Annotated in this window: 18 protein-coding genes; 7 read left to right on the forward strand and 11 right to left on the reverse strand. The window is 70.8% G+C overall.

Annotated features, from left to right (window positions below; translation table 11 throughout):
* A partial coding sequence (locus ACFQ7F_RS35405; RefSeq protein ID WP_383279889.1) for a type I polyketide synthase occupies positions 1 to 2,594 on the forward strand: 2,594 nt, incomplete at its 5' end.
* 72 nt (positions 2,595 to 2,666) lie between these two features.
* Positions 2,667 to 3,425, forward strand: coding sequence for a thioesterase II family protein (locus ACFQ7F_RS35410; RefSeq protein ID WP_383279892.1), 759 nt, complete (start codon positions 2,667 to 2,669; stop codon positions 3,423 to 3,425).
* A gap of 99 nt (positions 3,426 to 3,524) precedes the next feature.
* Here the strand turns inward: ACFQ7F_RS35410 and ACFQ7F_RS35415 are convergent, their stop codons facing one another.
* Together ACFQ7F_RS35415 and ACFQ7F_RS35420 are read right to left on the reverse strand one after the other, a co-directional pair.
* Positions 3,525 to 4,178 carry a response regulator transcription factor gene (locus tag ACFQ7F_RS35415; RefSeq protein WP_383279895.1) on the reverse strand — a complete coding sequence of 218 codons (654 nt, stop codon included), beginning with the start codon at positions 4,176 to 4,178 and terminating at the stop codon, positions 3,525 to 3,527.
* Positions 4,179 to 4,382: 204 nt separating this feature from the next.
* Positions 4,383 to 4,895: a hypothetical protein gene (locus ACFQ7F_RS35420; protein WP_383279898.1), complete on the reverse strand. Its 513-nt coding sequence runs from the start codon at positions 4,893 to 4,895 to the stop codon at positions 4,383 to 4,385.
* 364 nt (positions 4,896 to 5,259) lie between these two features.
* On the opposite strand from ACFQ7F_RS35420, the gene ACFQ7F_RS35425 reads away from it, so the two are divergent.
* From ACFQ7F_RS35425 to ACFQ7F_RS35440, 4 genes are all read left to right on the forward strand, one after another.
* The gene (locus ACFQ7F_RS35425; RefSeq protein ID WP_383279954.1) at positions 5,260 to 6,015 is read left to right on the forward strand and encodes a DUF1838 family protein; all 756 of its coding nucleotides are present in this window, start codon (positions 5,260 to 5,262) and stop codon (positions 6,013 to 6,015) included.
* A gap of 467 nt (positions 6,016 to 6,482) precedes the next feature.
* Positions 6,483 to 6,686: a hypothetical protein gene (locus ACFQ7F_RS35430; RefSeq protein ID WP_383279901.1), complete on the forward strand. Its 204-nt coding sequence runs from the start codon at positions 6,483 to 6,485 to the stop codon at positions 6,684 to 6,686.
* Positions 6,686 to 7,324, forward strand: coding sequence for an RNA polymerase sigma factor (locus ACFQ7F_RS35435; RefSeq protein WP_383279903.1), 639 nt, complete (start codon positions 6,686 to 6,688; stop codon positions 7,322 to 7,324). Before ACFQ7F_RS35430 ends, ACFQ7F_RS35435 begins: the two co-directional genes overlap by 1 nt.
* 4 nt (positions 7,325 to 7,328) lie before the next feature.
* Entirely contained in the window at positions 7,329 to 7,985 is a 657-nt protein-coding gene (locus ACFQ7F_RS35440; RefSeq protein WP_383279906.1) for a hypothetical protein, read from the forward strand.
* A gap of 263 nt (positions 7,986 to 8,248) precedes the next feature.
* Here ACFQ7F_RS35440 and ACFQ7F_RS35445 read toward each other — a convergent pair whose 3' ends face one another.
* From ACFQ7F_RS35445 to ACFQ7F_RS35480, 8 genes are all read right to left on the reverse strand, one after another.
* Positions 8,249 to 9,559, reverse strand: a complete 1,311-nt coding sequence (locus ACFQ7F_RS35445) for a zinc ribbon domain-containing protein (protein WP_383279909.1) — start codon at positions 9,557 to 9,559, stop codon at positions 8,249 to 8,251.
* The gene (locus ACFQ7F_RS35450) at positions 9,556 to 10,113 is read right to left on the reverse strand and encodes a phage tail protein (RefSeq protein WP_383279912.1); all 558 of its coding nucleotides are present in this window, start codon (positions 10,111 to 10,113) and stop codon (positions 9,556 to 9,558) included. Before ACFQ7F_RS35450 ends, ACFQ7F_RS35445 begins: the two co-directional genes overlap by 4 nt.
* The gene (locus tag ACFQ7F_RS35455) at positions 10,110 to 12,068 is read right to left on the reverse strand and encodes a putative baseplate assembly protein (protein WP_383279914.1); all 1,959 of its coding nucleotides are present in this window, start codon (positions 12,066 to 12,068) and stop codon (positions 10,110 to 10,112) included. Before ACFQ7F_RS35455 ends, ACFQ7F_RS35450 begins: the two co-directional genes overlap by 4 nt.
* Positions 12,068 to 12,520, reverse strand: coding sequence for a GPW/gp25 family protein (locus tag ACFQ7F_RS35460; protein WP_383279917.1), 453 nt, complete (start codon positions 12,518 to 12,520; stop codon positions 12,068 to 12,070). Before ACFQ7F_RS35460 ends, ACFQ7F_RS35455 begins: the two co-directional genes overlap by 1 nt.
* An 82-nt stretch (positions 12,521 to 12,602) precedes the next feature.
* The gene (locus ACFQ7F_RS35465; protein WP_383279920.1) at positions 12,603 to 14,519 is read right to left on the reverse strand and encodes a VgrG-related protein; all 1,917 of its coding nucleotides are present in this window, start codon (positions 14,517 to 14,519) and stop codon (positions 12,603 to 12,605) included.
* Positions 14,519 to 15,238: a LysM peptidoglycan-binding domain-containing protein gene (locus tag ACFQ7F_RS35470; protein ID WP_383279923.1), complete on the reverse strand. Its 720-nt coding sequence runs from the start codon at positions 15,236 to 15,238 to the stop codon at positions 14,519 to 14,521. The genes ACFQ7F_RS35465 and ACFQ7F_RS35470 overlap by 1 nt, the downstream gene beginning before the upstream one ends.
* 85 nt (positions 15,239 to 15,323) lie before the next feature.
* Positions 15,324 to 15,746, reverse strand: coding sequence for a phage tail protein (locus tag ACFQ7F_RS35475; RefSeq protein WP_383279926.1), 423 nt, complete (start codon positions 15,744 to 15,746; stop codon positions 15,324 to 15,326).
* A 56-nt stretch (positions 15,747 to 15,802) separates the two neighbouring features.
* On the reverse strand, positions 15,803 to 16,513 hold the full coding sequence (locus ACFQ7F_RS35480; protein ID WP_383279929.1) for a hypothetical protein: 711 nt from the start codon (positions 16,511 to 16,513) through the stop codon (positions 15,803 to 15,805).
* 280 nt (positions 16,514 to 16,793) lie between these two features.
* Between ACFQ7F_RS35480 and ACFQ7F_RS35485 the strand changes: the two genes are divergently transcribed.
* On the forward strand, positions 16,794 to 17,162 hold the full coding sequence (locus ACFQ7F_RS35485; RefSeq protein WP_383279932.1) for a hypothetical protein: 369 nt from the start codon (positions 16,794 to 16,796) through the stop codon (positions 17,160 to 17,162).
* A 252-nt stretch (positions 17,163 to 17,414) separates the two neighbouring features.
* Here the strand turns inward: ACFQ7F_RS35485 and ACFQ7F_RS35490 are convergent.
* Positions 17,415 to 17,938 (reverse strand): hypothetical protein (locus ACFQ7F_RS35490; protein ID WP_383279935.1); only part of this gene is annotated, 524 nt, incomplete at its 5' end.

Below are 17,938 nucleotides of genomic sequence, written 5' to 3' on the forward strand. Positions count from 1 at the left end.
CCCTGGTCCTGCGGCCTATCGCCGCTGACCATTGGGGTGCGCGCCACCGCGATTCACTGTTCCGGCTGGTGTGGGTGGCCGCACCGACCCGTGCGGCCACCCCCGCTCCCGCCCGCGGTTGCGCAGTAGTCGGCCCGGACGACCTGAAGGTCGGCGCGGGCCTGGCCGCGGCCGGTATCGCCGTCGAGGAGCACGAAGACCTCGCTGCCCTCGCCGCGGCCGGAGTGCCGGGGCTTGTCGTCGTCCCGTGCACCGAGGACGACGCCGATCCGGTCGCCGCTGCCCGCACCGCCGCCCTGCGCGCGCTGCGCCTTGCCCAGGAGTGGCTGGCGGACGACCGGTTCCTCGAATCGCGCCTCGTCTTCGTGACCCGCGGTGCCGTCGCGGTCGGCCCCGACGAGGACGTGCCCGACATCGCCGACGCGACGGTGTGGGGCCTGATCCGGTCGGCGCAGTCCGAGAACCCCGACCGGTTCACGCTGGTCGACGTGGACGGTGACGGCACCTCCTGGCCGGTACTGCCCGCCGCCCTCACCGCATCCGAGCCACAACTGGCAGTGCGCACGGGCGACTTGCTGGTGCCGCGCATCGCACGGATCCGGCCGTCCGACGCGGATTCCGGAATCGAGTTCGCGCCCGGCGGCACCGTCCTGGTGACCGGCGCCACCGGCATGATCGGCGGCCTCGTCACCCGGCACCTCGTGGCCGAGCACGGCGTCCGGCACCTCGTCCTGGCGAGCCGCAGCGGCGCCGCCGCGCCCGGCGCCGACGCACTCCGCTCCGAGCTGACCGACCTCGGCGTGCACGTGACGCTCGCCGCCTGCGACGTCACCGACCCCGGCGCGCTGGCCGAACTCCTTGCCGCGGTGCCATCGGACCACCCGCTGACCGGCGTGGTGCACTCGGCGGGTGTCCTGGACGACGGCACGATCAGGACGCTGACCCCGGACCAGGTCGACAGGGTGTTCCGGCCCAAGGTCGACGCGGCCTGGCATCTGCACGAGCTGACCCGGGACCTGGACCTGTCCGCGTTCGTGCTGTTCTCCTCGGCGGCTGGCATTCTCGGTGGCCCAGGCCAGGGCAACTACGCGGCGGCCAACGCGTTCGTCGACGCACTCACCCACCACCGCAGGGCCGCAGGCCTCCCCGCCACATCACTTGCATGGGGCCTGTGGGAGACGGCAAGCGCGATGACCGGCGACATGGCGGAGACCGACGTGGCGCGGCTCTCCCGCTCCGGGGTCGGGGGCCTGACCGAGGAGCAGGGCCTCGCGCTGTTCGACCTCGGATGCGCGGCGGACGACGCGGTCGTGGTGCCCATGCGGCTCGACCTGGCTGCATTGCGCGGCGGCCCCGACGATGTGCCCCCGCTGCTGCGCGGCCTCGTGCGCCCGCGAGCCACCAAGGCGGCGGTCGTGAGCGAGGAGCCGTTGGCGCAGCGGCTCGCCGGTCTTACGGAGGAGGAGCAGGGGCAGGAACTCCTGCTGCTCGTCCGGGACCAGACGGCGGCCGTGCTCGGCTACGCGCCGGAGGAACTCGATGTCTCCGGCGCCCTGACCCAGCTCGGCCTCGACTCCCTGACCGCGCTGCAACTGCGTAACCGGCTCGCGGGCGCGACCGGGCTTCGCCTGCCCACCACCGTCGTGTTCGACCAGCCGACGGGACCGGCGCTCGCCGGGTACCTCCGGCGTGAACTCGCGTCGGGGGCCGCGACCGACGCCGGGGGCGACGCCCCCGCCACGACCGCCGCCCTGGCGGTGGAGGATACGCTCACCGGCCTGTACCGGCAGGCCTGCGACCTCGGCCTGTACGAGGAGGGGTGGCAGATGGTGAACGCGGCCGCGCGGGTGAGGCCGGTGTTCGAGACGCCGGACGAGGTGCCCGCACTGCCGCCGGTCACCCTTGCGACAGGACCTGGAATCCCGCTCCTCTGCCTCCCTCCGACGATGGCGCCCTCAGGGCCGCACTACTTCGGCCGGTTCGCCCCCGTGTTCGCGGGCGAGCGGGACGTGACCGTGCTGCCCAACCCCGGCTTCGCGGCGGGGGAGGCGCTGCCCGCGACCAGGGAGGCGGTCGTGCGCTTCCAGGCCGAGGCCGTCATGAGGCAGGCGGGCGACGGGCCGTTCGTGCTCGTCGGCTATTCGTCGGGCGGGTGGCTGGCCAACGCGGTCGCCGCGCTGCTCGAGAAGGAGGGCAGCACACCGGTGGCGGTGGTGCTCGTCGACACCTACACCGCGACGAACTCGTTCGAGGGCCGTCTTGAGGAGGCCCTGCGGCAGCGCGCGGCCACCAGTGAGGCGTTCGAGCTGATGTCCGGCGCGCAACTCACCGGGCAGGGCGGCTACCTGCGCGTGTTCGGCGACTGGGAGCCCGAACCGATCGACACGCCGACGCTGTACGTGCACGCCACCTTCCCGCCGGGGGAGTCGCAGGCGCTTCAGACCGAGGACGACTGGCGGCCCCAGTGGCCCCTGCCGCACGAGGACGCCGACGTCCCCGGCGACCACTTCACCATCATGGACGACCACTCGGAGTCGACGGCGCTCGCCGTACGGGCCTGGCTGGCCGACGGCCGGGACACCAACTCTCTCTGAGCGCGACAAAGCCAGCAGAACGCAGTACGCAGTACGCCGAGTACGACAACCACAGCAGAACGGACGATCAACATGACTGTTACCGACGGCAGCGACCTCTGGCTCCGCCGGTTCCACCCCGCACCGGACGCCCCGGTACGGCTGGTGTGCTTCCCGCACGCGGGCGGCTCGGCGAGTTTCTACTTCCCCGTCTCGGCCGCGCTCGCGAGCGACAGCGACGTGGCGGCCCTCCAGTACCCCGGCCGCCAGGACAGGCGGACGGAACCGAACGTGGACGACATCGGCGTGCTTGCCGACCGCATAGCGCCCGTGGTGGCGCCGCTGTTCGACCGGCCCGTCGTGTTCTTCGGCCACAGCATGGGCGCGATCCTCGCGTTCGAGGTCGCGCGCAGGCTCGAGGAGCAGGGCCACAAGCCCGCGATGCTGTTCGCCTCCGGCAGGCGCGCACCGTCGACGCGGCGCGAGGAGAAGGTCCACCAGCGGGACGACGACGGGATCGTGGCCGAGATGAAGGCGATGAGCGGTACCGACGCCCAAGTACTCGGTGACGAGGAACTGCTGCGGATGGTGCTGCCCGCGATCCGCAGCGACTACCGGGCCATCGAGACGTACGGCCCGGTGGACGCGACCGTCGGCTGCCCCATCACCGCACTGGTGGGTGACGATGATCCGAAGACGACGGTGGCGGAAGCGGACGTGTGGCGCTCCCACACGACGGCCGCGTTCCACATCCAGACGTTCCGCGGGGGTCACTTCTACCTCAGCCCGCGTGCGGCGGAGGTGATCGCACTGACGCGTGAGGCGCTGCGCGGTGCCGTAGCCGTCGGATAGGGCACGAGAGTCGGATAAGGCGCAAGAGAACGGGGGTTGGGCGAGCAGGTGGTCCAGCCCCCGTGGTGTCCGGTTCCTCGCTGCCGTTCGCGTACGGCCTCAGATGTAGCCCGCACGGACCGCATAGGCCACCACATGGGTGCGGTTGCGCAGTTGGAGACGGGAGGTCAGATTTTGCAGGACGTTCTTCACCGTCCGCTCTGAATATGCGAGCTTGACTGCTATCTGCCCGGTGTCGAGGCCTTCGGCCACTAACTGCAGGACTTCGACCTCTCGCGACGTCATTCCCATCGGGGGGAGTCCTGCCGGACCCGGTGTGCTGCTCTTGAGCTGTCCCATCCGGGTGAGGAATGTGCCCAACAGATCAGCCGGCAGATCCCCTTCACCTCGGTGAGCTGCGAGTATGGCCCGAAGCAGCCGAGCAGGTGTTGCCTCTCGTCGCCATACGATCGAGGTGACGCCGCACCCGGCGACATCGAACAAGTCGGCCTCCCGCATCCGGTCCACCACCAGGACCGCCCGGACGTCCTTGATGTGGGCGAACGTGCGCAGGTTCAGCAGAGTTGTCTCGTCCACGGAGCCGGCGACGAGCAGGGCGACTTGGCCGCATTCGGGCCGACCGGCGTCCACCAACTCGATCTCCGGGTACTCACGGAGCTGGGTGAGCACTCCGGCCCGGGAAATCGGGTCCGATGTGTGAACGGACAACTGCACACGCTCAGTCGTAGGGATGCTCTCGAGGGTCTGCTGCACGGGTTAGAGCTCCTTCTGCTTCCACGAAGGCCCACGGGGCTCGAGCGCCGCAGACACGAGTGTGCAGCGCTACCCCCTCGTCGACCAGGTCACCAGCTATTGCGTTTGTCCCCTAAGAGGCTCCACGCGATCAACAGGTTGTGTCCCTCCGCTCACGTCCTGCTGATGTTCCGCTGATGTCCGGTTCTTCGGCACCCTCCGTTCTCATCGCCCGAGCTGATCCCGGCACAACGCCACGGTGGCCGGGTCGGCCACACCGTCCGCCATCCGGCACACCACTTTGCCGTCGTACGTCGGCCGCGGCCGCGCGGGACGCGGCGCCACCGGTTCGGGGCGCTGCTGCGGGCGCTGTGCCGCGGGCCGGGGCGGCGGCGCCCGGTGGACGGGGGGACGCGGAGGGGCGGGCGCCGGACGTGTGTGGTCGACGGCGGCGGGCTCCTCGCGGTGGGGTGTCACCTCCTTGTCCTCCGTGTCCTTCGAGACTTCCCTGCCCCTCTCGCCCCGGGGCTTGCCCGTGCTGCTCTCCACCAACGCGTCCCGGGCCGAGGGCTGCACGGCGGGGGAGCGGGACTCGAGCGGCACCGGGACCTTGCCGCCCGTAGGCGCGAGCGACTGGCGAGGCGGTAGCCGATCCGGAGCGGCGCCCGGTGTCACGGAGGCGCACCCGGCGGTACTCAGCAGGGCGAGGGCGGCGAGGGTCATGATCCGGTGATGCACGCGGCCACTCTTCCGCAGCGCGGAGCCTTGAGGCGGGCGCAGCGCAGTCGGTCCACCGGACCGAGTGATTGCGAAATACGTGATGACTGCGACCGACCGACTGACTGCCTGCCTGGCTGCTGCTGAGGAGGGGGTTGACCCTGCCAGTTCGCCACCGCCGTGGTGTACGACCGCGGTGGCACGGGCTACAGCGATCACCTGCCGCTGCCGCGCACCGCCGCCACGGTCGCCGAACCGCGGGGAACGACAGCCTGCGCAGCAGCGTTCCAGCCGCCGGTGACGGTGGAGATTGCCGCTGATGGGACCCGCCGCGGCGTTTCCCACCCGGTTGGGGCGGCCGTCGCGCAGAGTGGTCCGTATGACGATGACGACACCCGCAGAGCTGCTCCGTTCCTTCGCCCGCACCCGGGCCTCGCTCGACGGCGAGGAGGTCACCTACTGGTGGTCCGGAGACGTGTACTCCTGGGCCCCCGATGAGCCCTACCAGCGTCTCTTCGGCTTCGAAGGGCTCAACGTCGCCCGCCTTGTCCAGGATGTCGAAGACGGCCCCGACTCCTACCAACTGCTCACCCGCGAGGCTGCCTTCTACCTGGACCCCGTCACGCGCGAAATCCTGGAGACCTGGCAGGACCTGCCGGTGGTGCACATCTGGAACGACCCGGCGAACCAGAAATGGCGCCCCTTCCCGATCCCGACGACCGATCTCGGCGAACAGGTCTGCTTCAGTCTGGAGATCCCGCTCGCCTACCCGTCGCCGCTGCCGGTGGCCGAGTATCCGGTCCACTCGGCCGGCGACACGTACAAGGCCCTGGAGCTCTTCCAGTTCTTCGCCGACCGTGCCGACCTCGCAGGACCGGCGCCCAGCGTCCCGGCCACCATGTCGTGGACCCGGATGTCCCAGTGGCTCCCGTGGATGGCCCGCGGCCGGCGGCCCGGCGGCCTCACCTACCACTGCCGTGGTCGCAAGCTCGGCTCGTACGCCGAAGTCCCCGAGCGCACCCGTGCCTACATCGCCGACCACCACCCGGAGTTCGCCCAGGCCCCGGAGAAGTGGAGCGAGCCGAACGAGACCAGCTGGACGTACTTCCGCAAGCTCCACCCGCCGCAGCAGACGCATTAGCCGCTTAGCCGCCGGGCCGATCTCTCATCCCCGCCGCCACAGTCCCAACCCGGCGTGCGGCGAGCCGAGTTGGCCTGCCGCATATATCAGTGGCCTTACGGATGACCGGAGTTGGACAACAAGAGGTGACTTCTGTCACATGGGTTGTCGCTTCTGGGTGTCATCGATCGGCGTGCGTAAGGGCTTTGGGGGGAACAGGCGTGCGCTCCGGCGTCGGTGAGCGGACAGGTTTCCGCTGGCCAGGCGTCCGTACGTAGAGTGAGAGGTCGTTACCGATCGTTCACTCTCGAACTCCTATTCTGTCTGACGGTTACTCGTCAGTCACTTTGTGTCGAGAATTGATTGCCTCTGGCATACGCGTTTGACCCCTCCGATCCGAAATCCTGCGTTTGAGGACATTGGCGTTCTCCGGCGGCCCGCACCAGGTGCGGGACGGGCCGCCGCCAGCAGGACAAAGGACAGGATCAGTGCCCTTCACCCTCGACGATGTGCTCGCCGCGACCGTGGTCATCACCGCGCTACGAGTCTTCGCCCCAGACGCCCGGCATCTGACGCGCCGCCTGCTGCGCGCCGGTGTGCGCGTGGGCGCCGACGAACTGCTCAAGGGCGGCCACCCCGCCGACACCGCCCCCTCGTTGACCGCCGCATCCAAGGACGAGGGAGCCCGGTGATGAGCGACCACACGAGACCGCTGCCGTCCGAGGACGCAGACGAGCCGAAAGGAGTCTCCTACGCCCCGGCCGGCTATCCCAATCTGGACAATCTCACCGGCCTGTCCTACGAGATACCCCCGGACCTGGAAGCGTTCTTCGCCGTCTGCGAACTACCCCACCTGCGCTACGCCCATCGGATGCTCGGGGACAAGCAGGCCGCCAAGGCCGTGGTGCGCCGTTGCTTCGGCCACCTTGCCCTGAACTGGCCGCACGTCGTCAACGAAGAGAGCCCCGAGGCGTATGCGTGGAAGTTGCTCAAGCAGCGGGTGGAGATGCATCTGCGGCTTGCGGGGCAGCCCGCCCAGTCGCCGACGGTGCGGACGGCCGCCCTCCAGGACACCGCGCGCGACACGCTGGAGGCGATGCGCCACAAGTTCGCGGTGATGGAATCCACCCTGGGGCTCTACACCGCGATAGCCGGACTCCCGGAGCGCCAGTACGACGTCTTCGTGCTCTATTACGTACTGGGCTACACCTCGCCGCACATAGCCAAGATCATGGGCATCAAGCCTGACACCGTCCGACACCACCGCCGCCTGGCGTATCAGCGCATCGCCATCAAGCTCGGCCTGCCGATCACCAACGAGACGGAGTAGCACTGTGCCAAGCCACATCGACGACATCCTCGCCCAAGTCGCAGTGGACGACGACGTGTTCACCGAAGCCGACCTGGACAACCTTCGCCAGGAGGTCGTCCGCGACGTCACCGAGATTCTCATGTTCGGCGCCGTCCCCGCCCCGGCCGGGTATCTGCCCACCGTCCACGGACACGCCGCCACCCGGCTCGATGCGCTGTCCACCCAGGTCCTGCACCATCGCGACGCCGCCGGGCGTCTGGCCCGGTTCGTCACCGAGGGGCCCGATCCGGAGGGGACGCTGCACTTCGCCTGCCTGCTCAGCCTGGCCGGCTGCCACGACGGCGCCCAGTTCTGGTGGCAGTTCTCCGGTGGCGCCGGCAACGCCGTCGCCGCCCAGTGCCTGCACCTCCACCACCTCAGCCGCGGTGAAGTCCGCGACGCCGAATTCTGGGAAGGGCAGGCGATCACCTTCGCCGGCCCGCCCGCCCCGCCCGCCCCGCGCGCTCCCTGGGCGCGGCGTCCGGCCACGGCATCTCGCGGAACCCGCCTGCCCAAGCAACTGCATGACGCCGTGCGCCGCCTGAAGGTCGACACCGTGGAGGAATTCGGCATGGGGTGCGTCCCCCACCCCGATCCCGACCTCGCCGACCAGGTCGAGGAGCTCGCCGACGCCCTGTAGACAGCCGACGCCCTGTAGACATGAAAGAGCCCCGGCTGGACGGGGGAGACCAGCCGGGGCCGTAGAACGTGGCAGGCGGAGGGCGGTCGCCTCTCGGCGAAAGGCTCCATGGGGCTTCAGCCGAACGATCTTCCCCATGGGCTATAGGTGGGCCCGGGGACACTGTCCCCTCCGCAGCCACACCCAGAAGAACGACGACTCGTAGCCGAATGTTCCGGATCAGCGCCGCTCACGGGGTGAACTGCGGCACATCGTGCTCGCCCTCAGGTCCGGCTGCTGTCGGAGGGGCCGAAGAGCTCGACCTCGGCGATGGCCACCTGCTTTTCGGCCGACGCGGCGTGGGACGACTCGACGGTGAAGCGGACCCGGGTGGCCTCGCCGACGCGGAAGGACCGGCGCTGGGCTCCCGGGCCCGGGTCCAAGGAGAGTTCCCGGGTCGTGGTCTTGCCGTCCTTCTTGGTGATCGTGGCCTTGACGCGGTGGGGCAGGGCGGACTTGGAGAGCTGGTCGGCGCGGGTGGAGACGCCCGGCGTGATGATGACGTCGAGCAGCCGGGTCGGCCGGACGAAGCGTACTTCGATCCACTCGCCCTGGCCCGATTGCGCGACTCCAGGACCCCACCAGGTGTTGTTGAGCTTGTCGAAGGCCAGCTTCGCCGGATGGCCCTCGTACGACTTCGAGGCGTGGATCTCGTCCGGCTCGACCGGAGCGCGCTTGGCGAAGTGGTCGCGCGTGGCCTGGATGCCGTCGGGGAGGTACACCGCGGTGAGGATGAGCGCGGTCACGACGATGATCGCGGTGATCCAGCTGCCGATGTTGTCGAACACGCGGCGCAGCCGGGGGCGTTCACCCGCCCAGGGCGTCTGGTTGCGGCCGGGGCCCATGAGGCGGCGCCACCACGGCAGCAGCGCGGGCGTCTGGTCCGCCCTCTCGGCGAGCGGCATCGCGCAGCGGGCGCAGAAGTGCCGGTCGGGGCGGTTCGGGGTGGCGCACCACGGGCACGGCGGGCCGTTCCCGGCCTGGGGCTGCGAGCCGGGCACGCGTACGTGCGGGCGCTCAGTGTCGGGGCGTCCGGGCAGGACCGGACTCACGGCCGGGGGCGGCGGGGCGCCCTCCGGGTCGGAGACGGGGACCAGAAGGGAACGGACGGTGTCCGGGCCAGGGGTGTACGCGGGCACCGGGTCGTTGGGTGCCGTGTCCGTCAAGTCCGGTGACTGATAGGGGGGTTGGGGTGGCGGGGTGGCCGCGGGCTGCGGAGACGCCGCCGTGTGGGGGCGAAGGGGCAGACCGGAGTCGGTGGCGCGCAGATCGGTGGCCGGGGGCGGCACCGGACCTGTGGCGGAGGCGGCCGCTGCGGGCGCCGAATGGGCCGGGCCGGAGAAGGCGTCCCAGCCGGGGCCGGCGTCGGACCGCGACCCGGCGCCGGAGTTGGCGTGGGCACCCGAGTCCGCGGCCGACGCCGCCCCCGAGCGCGCCCCGGCCGGATCCCAGCTGAGGACGGCGCCGCAGGCGTCGCAGAACGACTGGCCGGGTTCCACGCGGGCGTCGCACTCGGTGCAGTTCTGCCTGGTCATGACTCCAGAGTCCTTTCAGCGGCCGTGACGGTGACGGTGTAGGGCATGTGGGCGGGGCGGGCGGCGGCCACGAGCGTGTCGAGGCGGTGGGTGTCCGCCGGTGTGGGGTCGCGCAACTGGAGCGCCACGTGCAGGTGGGGGCGGGGGCGGCCGGGGACCGGGCCGCGGGGGCGCGCGCTCCACGTCGCGCCGCCGCTCTCGGTGATCTCCGGTGCGGTGCCGAACGCGAGGCGCACCGCCTCCGACAGGCCCTGCCGCGTGCCCCGTACCCGGTGCAGCGCTGCCGCGGCGGCGACGGCGGCGCGCAGCCGTGCCTCGGACTCGATGCCGTCGGTCTCGGCGCCCACCCAGGTGCTGAGCCACTGAGCGAAGTCGACCGGGGTCAGCGCGGGATCGAAGTACGTGTCCAGGCAGTCGAGGACGTTCAGGATCGGCGCCAGGACCTCGTCGAGGCCCGCGACGAAGCGCTGGGCCAGATCGTCGTCGGCGAAGACGGCAGGGAGCATCATCCCGATGGGCGTGGAGGAGCCGAGGCCGTCGACGGAGCCCCTCACGAAGCGTCCCCGATCACCCGTACGCGGTGGTCGAAGGAGAACACCAGGGCGGACGGCTCCAGGTCGATACGGTCCGTGCGGTCACCGCGCTTGCCGGTCAGCGGGTCGGCCTGGTGCAGGACGACCTCGTCGACCAGCTCCACGCCGGGCACCCGCTGCAGGACGGCGAAGACCTCGCCCGCCTGGACGGGGCGGCCGAAGGGCCAGCCCCTGCCGTCCGCGCCGCCGGTGAGCGGGTCGAGGTGGCGGTAGAGGGCGTCGTGGGTGGCGCGCCGCACCCGGTCGGTCTCCACTCCGCGGAACGCGTGCACCGTGGCCACCACCGTGATGCCCTGGTAGTACGGCGGGCCGACGGCCAGACGGGTGCCGATGAGACGGCGTTCGTCGAGATGGCGGGTGATGCGGGCGAGCAGCGCGTCGCCGGGGACGAGCTGCTCGAACCGCAGCCGCCCACCGGGATCGGGCACGGCCTGCGGCACGACCAGGACGCGCACCGCGTGCGCCCCGTAGTCGTCGAGCTTGCCCTCAAGGCACATGATGCGGGCAGTCTCCGGCGCGGCCCGGCGGGCGAGTTCCTCGTAGTCGCGCAGGGTCACCGCGCGCTCCTGGGCGCGCAGCGTGATGGGGGCGCGGACCTTCGCCTCCTCGACCGTCTCGCCGTCGACCCCGCTGTGCGCGGCCTCCCGGTTGACGACCTCGGTGACGTACGGGATGGAGGTGCGCAGCACGTTCAGGGCGCCGCGTGCCACGTTGCCGGCCCGGCCGCCGCCGGTCCTGTAGCGGCGGGCGCGGATGACGGCGCCCTTGGGGGCGACCCTGCCGTACTGGCGCAGGGAGCCGTCGGCCTCGCGGACGGACGGGCCGAACGCGATGTCACCGGTGGCCGCGTCCAGGGTGATGTGCCGGTCGTCGGGGCGGGACTCGGCGAAGTGGCGCACCACCTGCCAGTCCTCCCAGCCGTTGTGCTCGGCGGTCTGGAGGAGCACCGGCGGGTCGTCGCCGACGATGGGCGCGTGGGCGAGCCGCAGCCGCTGACCGGGAAGGCCGGTGGCCTCACCGAGCGCCTCGTCGTACACCGTGTCCGCGTGGACGACACGGGTGGTGCCGCCGATCGTGCAGGCGTCGCTTGAGCGCACCGTCGGCGACGTGGTGTAGAAGGGCTGGTCGGACAGCGGTTCGGTGACGCGGCAGCGCAGCCAGCCCGCCTCGTGGCCGTCGTTGCGGGAAAGGACGTGGCCGCCGGGCACATGCAGGACCACGTCGCCGGGCCGGTTGAGGCCGCCGGTGCCGTCACTGTGCACCTCGCACGGCTGCCAGCCGTCCGCCGTCCATGCCTCCCAGACCAGCGGGGGCTGGCGGGGGTCGACGCCGACGCCGTCGACGCGGCTGTCGAGTTCGATGGCGACCGCGCAGTGCGGCACCGCGGCGGTCAGGCCGAACAGCAGGCAGTCGCCGGGGACCGGGGCCTCGGCGAAGCACAGCACGTCGGTGCCCTCGGCGAGGTCGGCGGTGCGGTCGGTGACGGGCTCTCCGCGGCGCTGCACCATCAGGTGGCGCAGCGCGCACGGGACGATGCGCAAGGCGTGCTCGGCGGCGAAGACGACTGCGTCCTCGGTCTCGGTGCGCAGCGTGGTCACCTCGGTGCCGACGGGCACGGCCACCGGCTCGTCACGGGGCGCGGACAGCCAGAAGGTGACGTCGGTGCGCGCGGCGGACGGCGGGAACAGGGTGATGCCGACCAGGTCGAGGAAGGCCAGGTGGTTCTTCTCCGGGACGCGGTTGAGGCGGTAGACGATCTGGTCCGCCATGTGCGCGACCGTCTCGACGAGGGTGACGCCGGGGTCGGAGACGTTGTGGTCGGTCCACTCCGGGGCGCGCTGCTGTATGTAGCGCTTGGCGTCGTCGACGAACTGCTGGAAGCGGCGGTCGTCGAGGTTGGGGCTCTGCAGGGGCATCAGCGGTCGCTTTCGGGGAAGGCGCCGGGGCCGTCGGACGTCTCCGCGGCTCCCGGCTCCTCGTGGGAAGGAATGACGTAGAAGGGGAAGACGAGACTGCGCGGGTTGTTCGTGCCGCGGATCCCGTAGCGCACGTCGATGTAGAGCACGGACTGGTCGTCGCCCGCGGTCACCTCGACCTCGTGCACCTCGATGCGCGGCTCCCAGCGGTCCAGGCTCAGAAAGACCTCGTGCTGGATGCGGCCCGCGGTCTGCTCGTTGACCGGCGCGAACACCAGATCGTGGATGGCGCAGCCGAACTCCGGGCGCATCGGCCGCTCGCCGGGGGCGGTCGCGAGGACGAGCCGGATGGCCTCCTCGACCTCGCGCTCCCCACTGACCAGGGCGATGCCCCCGGTGGGGCCGATGCGCAGCGGGAACGCCCAGCCGGAGCCGACGAACTGTTCGGCCATCAGGAATGCACCTGTCCTCTCTCGGGATGCGGGGGCGTGTGGGTCACGTGGGTCACGTGGGTCATGCAGGTCACGTGGGTCATCAGAAGGGCAGGGGTTTCCGGTTGACCAGGACCACACCGTTCAGCCCGATGTTGGACGAGTTCAGGGCCATCGTGGCGCCGGAGGTGAGTGCCATCGCCCCGACGGTGTTCACCGTGACGCCGCCCGTCGCGATGAGGGAGGCCATGCCGGCCGCCCTCACGTTGAAGAACGACGTGTTGACGCTGAATCCACCGCCGCCCGCGTTCACGTTGACGGCGCTCCCGGCCCGCAGGCTGAGCATCCCGCCGCTCTGGATGGACACGTTGCGCTTGGCCCTCAGCGTGAGGTCCGTCCCCGCCTGGACGGACACCGAGCGGCTGCCCTTGATGGTCACCGAGCCCTTGCTGTCCACGGTGATCTCGGTCTTGGCCCGGTCCAGATTGACGGTCAGCTTGTCGTCGCCCGTGGAGAGCCGTACGCCCCGGTTGCTGCCCACCCGCTGGCTGAGCAGGTCGACGCGGTTGCCGGTGCGGTCGGAGATGGTGTGGCGGCTGGCCTGGTTGCGCGCCCCGGAGTACAGCGGGGCCTTGTTCCGGGTCGGCTTGTCCTTGCCGTTGTAGAGCCCGCCGATCACGAAGGGATGGTCGAGCGCACCCCGGTCGAAGCCGACCAGCACCTCGTCTCCCACGTCCATCGGGAAGATGCCGCCGCCGCGTTTCCCGCCGAGCTGCACACAGCGCGTCCAGTCACTGACGTACGTGTCGTCCAGCCACGGGAACTTCAGCTTCACGCGCGCCTGGTCGTCCTTCTTGTCGACGTCCGTGACGACGGCGTTGGCCACGCCGGGCAGCCGCGGCTCGCTCTCCGTACCGCCCGAGGTGAGCCCGTACAGGGAGCGCCATTGGCGGCCGCTGACGGTCACCCAGGACTCGTAGCGCTGCCCGTTGCCGAACACGTGCCGCACAGAGGTCGTCGTGTACTTGCCCTGGAAGGGCCAGCCGACGTCGGCGAGCGCCACCGGCACGCCAGGACGCAGCTTGGGGTTGCCGTGGACGATCACCTCCAGTTCGGAGAAGGAGGAGGACACGTCGTCGAAGAGGGCGTCGGCGGCGTGCTTGACCTCGGGCCGCTTGTCGTAGGGCACCGAGGTCTGCACGAGCTTGGTCTTCTTGAAGGCGGCAGCGGCCTTCTTCGGCGAGCTGCCGATGGAGAAGACGGGGTTGTCGGCGCGGCGCGAAGTCTCCACGATCTCGCGCGCGTTGGCGACGTCGTAGCCGCGCACCTCCACCTCGGCCACCTGGTCGGCGGCGGTCACGGAGGTGCGCAGGCGCAGGATGTCGCTGCCGGACTTCAGGACGAGGGGGTTCTTCTCGCTGCGGGCGCTGGTCGGCGAAGGCGCGCCCGATGAGGGCTTCGGCGAGACGAAGTTGAACTTGCCCTTGGCGTCGAGCGACATCACCATCTTGTTCTCGTCCGCGAGGCGGGCGATGAAGTCCCAGTCGGAGACGTTGGCCTGGCTGATGAACTCGTAGCTCGAGCGGGTGGATTCGATCTTCCCGATGGGCACACCCGCGAGCCCGGCCAGCTTCTTGACGATCGAGGACGCGGTCTCGTTCGTGTACGCGACCACGCGGCGCCGGCGCAGGAAGCGGTGCCCGAGGTCGTAGCCGCGGATGACGGTGAAGGAGCCGGTGCCGTCGTAGTCGGCTTCCAGGGCGGTGACCTCGCCGGTGAGGAGCGGGTCGCCCGAGCCCTGCCCGTCGGCCACCGGGGTCAGCACCACCGGGGTGCCGAACTTCACGTTGAGATCCTTGAGGAGCAGGCGGTGCGGGTCGCGGAAGGTGAGCCGGAACGCGGCGGGCACCCCGGCGCCCTGTTCGACCCAGCCGTCGACGAACATCCGGGCGTACTCGTCGGGCAGTTTGGCCCCGCCGAGCTTCACCTTCATGACACTGGAAAAGGCGGTGTTCGCCATCAGCGACCCACCTCCTGCGCTGCGGGCAGCACCAGTTCGGTGCCGGACGTGAGGGTGGAAGGGTCGTCGATCCCGTTGGCCTCGGCGATGGCCCGCCACACCGTGGCGTCGCCGTACTCGCGCCAGGCGAGCGACTGCAGCGAGTCACCGGCGACGACCCGGTGCACGCTCTGCGCGGTGAGCGCGCCGGAGGTCGGGTTCTGCCCCAAGGCATCGCTCGGGATCTCGTGCAGCCGCAGCTGACACGTGGCCCGGATGGGCACGCCCGAGGTGCCGAAGAGGGTGTACGAGGCGTCGACGGAGGCGACGTAGGCGGTGAACCGTGCCGTTTTGAACGACCCCCACTGGAAGATCACCCACGGCGGCGACGGCTGGTCGGCCTTCTTGCTCTTGGGGGTCACCCCACAGCAGTCGAGGAGCGCCTGCACCTTCTTCAGGACCGCGTTGCTCGTCGGCCGGTCGGAGGAGTCGAGGAAGATCTCCAGGCTCATCTCGCGCTGCTCCGAACCCATGAACTCCGGCATCGCGCCGTCCCGGTTGTCCGCGGTCGGCGTCACCGTCCAGTTGGCGCGGCGGCCGATGGTCAGCTGCGCCGGGTTGAAGTCGAACTTGAACGTCCTCATGAGCCCGCCCGGCGTGGTGCTGGTGCCGACGGGGGGCTCGTGGATGGCGAGACTGGCGCGTACGAGGCTCTTGCCGGCGCCTTTGCTCTGGGGCATGTGGGTGTCTCCCGCTACTCTCTCCGGACTCCCGGGTCACTCGGACCCCGGGCCCCTTGCTCTTTCCGGTCCCTCAGCCGGTCCCTCAGTCCGTGAACCCGTGGTGGGCGATCTCCAGGACCTCCGTCGCGACGGCCGGACTGCTGGGGTCGAGCCGGGGGCCCTGCCAGCTGACGGGAAGCACGTCGACAAGACCCCAGCGCGCGACCTCCGACCCGTCCGCACGCAGCGCCGCGATCTGGGCGGTGGGCCGCTTGATCCCCGTCTGCACGGAGGAGATCCACTTGGCGACCTTCGTGGTGTCCGGGGTGAGCGGGCGGGTGAGCCGGATGGTGGAGAAGGTGACGCGGGACGGCAGTTGCCAGACGAAGCCGTTGTTGCCGCCCTCCTGGCGATGCTCGACCTCCACCTGGGTCGAAAGGCCCTCGCATCCGTTGAAGTAGCCGAGGCTCTGGCCGTCGATGGAGAGGCTGAACCAGATCGTGGAACCCGGGTCCTGGCGGGGCATCGCGGGTGGGCCTTTCTGTCGTTGCTGTTGCTCATGCTGTTGCTGCTGCGCGTGGGTCAGCGGCGGTCGTCACGTAGCCTGCCGATCCGTTCGCGGTCCATGCGGAGTTCGGTGCGGACAAGGCGAGTGATGCGGCCGATCATGCGATGTGCGAGTTCGTCCAGCTGGAAGTCCGTGAGGTCCTTCGGGTCGAACGTCCCTTCGGGAACCCGGGTGTACTCGGGCGGCGGCGGCGCGCTGCTGGTGGCGGATGAGGTCGCCGCGGCCGTGGTCCTGTCGGGCGGGAACGGCAGCGGGTCGTCCTCGACGCTCTCCTGCTCCTGCCGGCCATGGCTGCCCGGTCGGATCCGCCCCAGGGTGGTGGCGACGGTGGACGCAGCGGCGGCGGCGAGCGACTCGGTGGCCGAGCGGGTCGCCGAGCGGAATCCCCGCTGGACGATGGGGTCGCCGGCACCTGTACCGATGCCGCCGCGCGTGGGAGCAAGAGGCATGGCCGGGGCGGGAGTTGCCCGGGACGGCGTCGACGGGGCGACGAGGCGGGCCACGGGGAGGGGCGACGAGGTGGCGGTGGCGGTGCTGGGTGAGGTGTGGAGGCGTACGGGTTTGGTGGCGCGTTGGACCGGCGGGACCGGCGGGGGAGTGGAGGCGTTGGAGCGAGAGGTGCGGGGGGTCTGCTTCGGGGCAGCCTCGGCAGGGGGCACCGCGTCCTGCACCAGGGCCGGCACAGCTGGTGAGTTGAGGATGGTGGCGTGCTGAACAGGCGGCACCGCCAGGGCATTGGTGCGAGGGGCTCCGGGGATCTGCTTCGGGGGATCGGCAGGCGTAACGGGCACAGCCCTTTGCACCGGCGGCGTTGCCCGGCCGGTGGGCGGAGTGGGTGGAGTGGGTGCGGTGGATCCGGTGGTCCGCTGTGTCGGCGTCGGGATGTGGGGGTGTGATGCGCCGGTTGACGCGGAGGGCGAGCCGGAGGAAGCGGCCCGCTGAACCGGTGGCGGAGCCGCGCGGTCACTTCGGCGCGACGCGGCAGGCCCCCGCTGGAGGGAGTTCGTGAGCGGCATGGCTTCCGGAGGCGGGGCGGTGAGTGGAGCGCCGAGCGGGTTGCGGCCGCGCGACGCGGGCTTGGTGACGGGAGCCCTGGAGCGCTGGACCTTGTGCGCGGGCTGGGCGGAGGCCGGGCTCGTCGACGGCTCGGCAGGTGTGCCGGTTGCGCCGGGGGCGTCGGCCGTAGGGCCCGATTGCGCTGCGATGGACGGCGTGACCGAAGGTGCTGGTGCGGGCGTCGACGCCTTGGGTGCGGCGTCGGAGGTCACCGGGGCGCCGAGGCCCGCACGGGGTGCCTTGCGGGAGGCGCTGCGCTGCACCGCCGGGCGCTGGGGGTTCACGGGTGACGGTGTGGTGGTCGAACTCGGCGTCTGAGTAGGGGAGTTATGAGCATGCGCGCGGGGCGCCCTCGGGGCGGGGCGCGATTCTGACGCCGATGGCAGTGAGTTAGTTGGCTCCGTACGCGAGACGCTGGTCTCCGTACGGGGGTTACTCACTGCTGTACGAGAGTCGGGTGCCGCAGCCGGTGGGGCGGACGGCGAGGGACGTGAGACGGATGGAGCGGCGCTGTGCGCGCTCCGAGTCGCTCGCTGGGCCACTGGCCGCGCATCGGACGTCCTGTTCCGGTCAGTCGGCTTCGCGGGAGCCGGTGATGCGGCAGCGGGTGGTGCGGCACTCGACGGAGTGGCAGGCGATGAAGCAGCACTCGACGGAGCGGCAGCCGGTGATGCGGCACCCGATGAAGCGGCAGCGGGTGGTGCGGCACTCGACGGAGTGGCAGCCGATGACGCGGCAGGCGACGAGGTGCCAGCCGGTGATGCGGTACTCGGCGAAGCGGCGGCCGACGATGCAGTAGCCGACGTAGCGGTACTCGATGAAGCGGCGGCCGACGATGCAGTAGCCGACGTAGCGGCACTCGATGAAGCGGCAGCCGACGTCGCAGCAGCCGGTGACACGGCAGCCGACGAAGCGGCAGCCGGTGGTGCAGCACTCGACGGAGCGGCAGGTGATGAAGCGGCAGGCGACGAGGTGCCAGCCGGTGATGCGGTACTCGGCGAAGCGGCGGCCGACGATGCAGTAGCCGACGTAGCGGCACTCGATGAAGCGGCAGCCGACGTCGCAGCAGCCGGTGACACGGCAGCCGACGAAGC

It is taken from the genome of Streptomyces sp. NPDC056486 (assembly GCF_042795295.1).
Classification (GTDB): Bacteria; Actinomycetota; Actinomycetes; order Streptomycetales; family Streptomycetaceae; genus Streptomyces.

Bases quoted from the DNA above. Each gene is read 5' to 3' on its own strand.
- ACFQ7F_RS35460 (WP_383279917.1), bottom strand. From the start codon at position 12,520: ATGGCCGAACAGTTCGTCGGCTCCGGCTGGGCGTTCCCGCTGCGCATC.
- ACFQ7F_RS35425 (WP_383279954.1), top strand. From the start codon at position 5,260: ATGACGACACCCGCAGAGCTGCTCCGTTCCTTCGCCCGCACCCGGGCC.
- ACFQ7F_RS35410 (WP_383279892.1), top strand. From the start codon at position 2,667: ATGACTGTTACCGACGGCAGCGACCTCTGGCTCCGCCGGTTCCACCCC.
- ACFQ7F_RS35435 (WP_383279903.1), top strand. From the start codon at position 6,686: ATGAGCGACCACACGAGACCGCTGCCGTCCGAGGACGCAGACGAGCCG.
- ACFQ7F_RS35475 (WP_383279926.1), bottom strand. From the start codon at position 15,746: ATGCCCCGCCAGGACCCGGGTTCCACGATCTGGTTCAGCCTCTCCATC.
- ACFQ7F_RS35470 (WP_383279923.1), bottom strand. From the start codon at position 15,238: ATGCCCCAGAGCAAAGGCGCCGGCAAGAGCCTCGTACGCGCCAGTCTC.
- ACFQ7F_RS35445 (WP_383279909.1), bottom strand. From the start codon at position 9,559: ATGACCAGGCAGAACTGCACCGAGTGCGACGCCCGCGTGGAACCCGGC.
- ACFQ7F_RS35455 (WP_383279914.1), bottom strand. From the start codon at position 12,068: ATGCCCCTGCAGAGCCCCAACCTCGACGACCGCCGCTTCCAGCAGTTC.
- ACFQ7F_RS35465 (WP_383279920.1), bottom strand. From the start codon at position 14,519: ATGGCGAACACCGCCTTTTCCAGTGTCATGAAGGTGAAGCTCGGCGGG.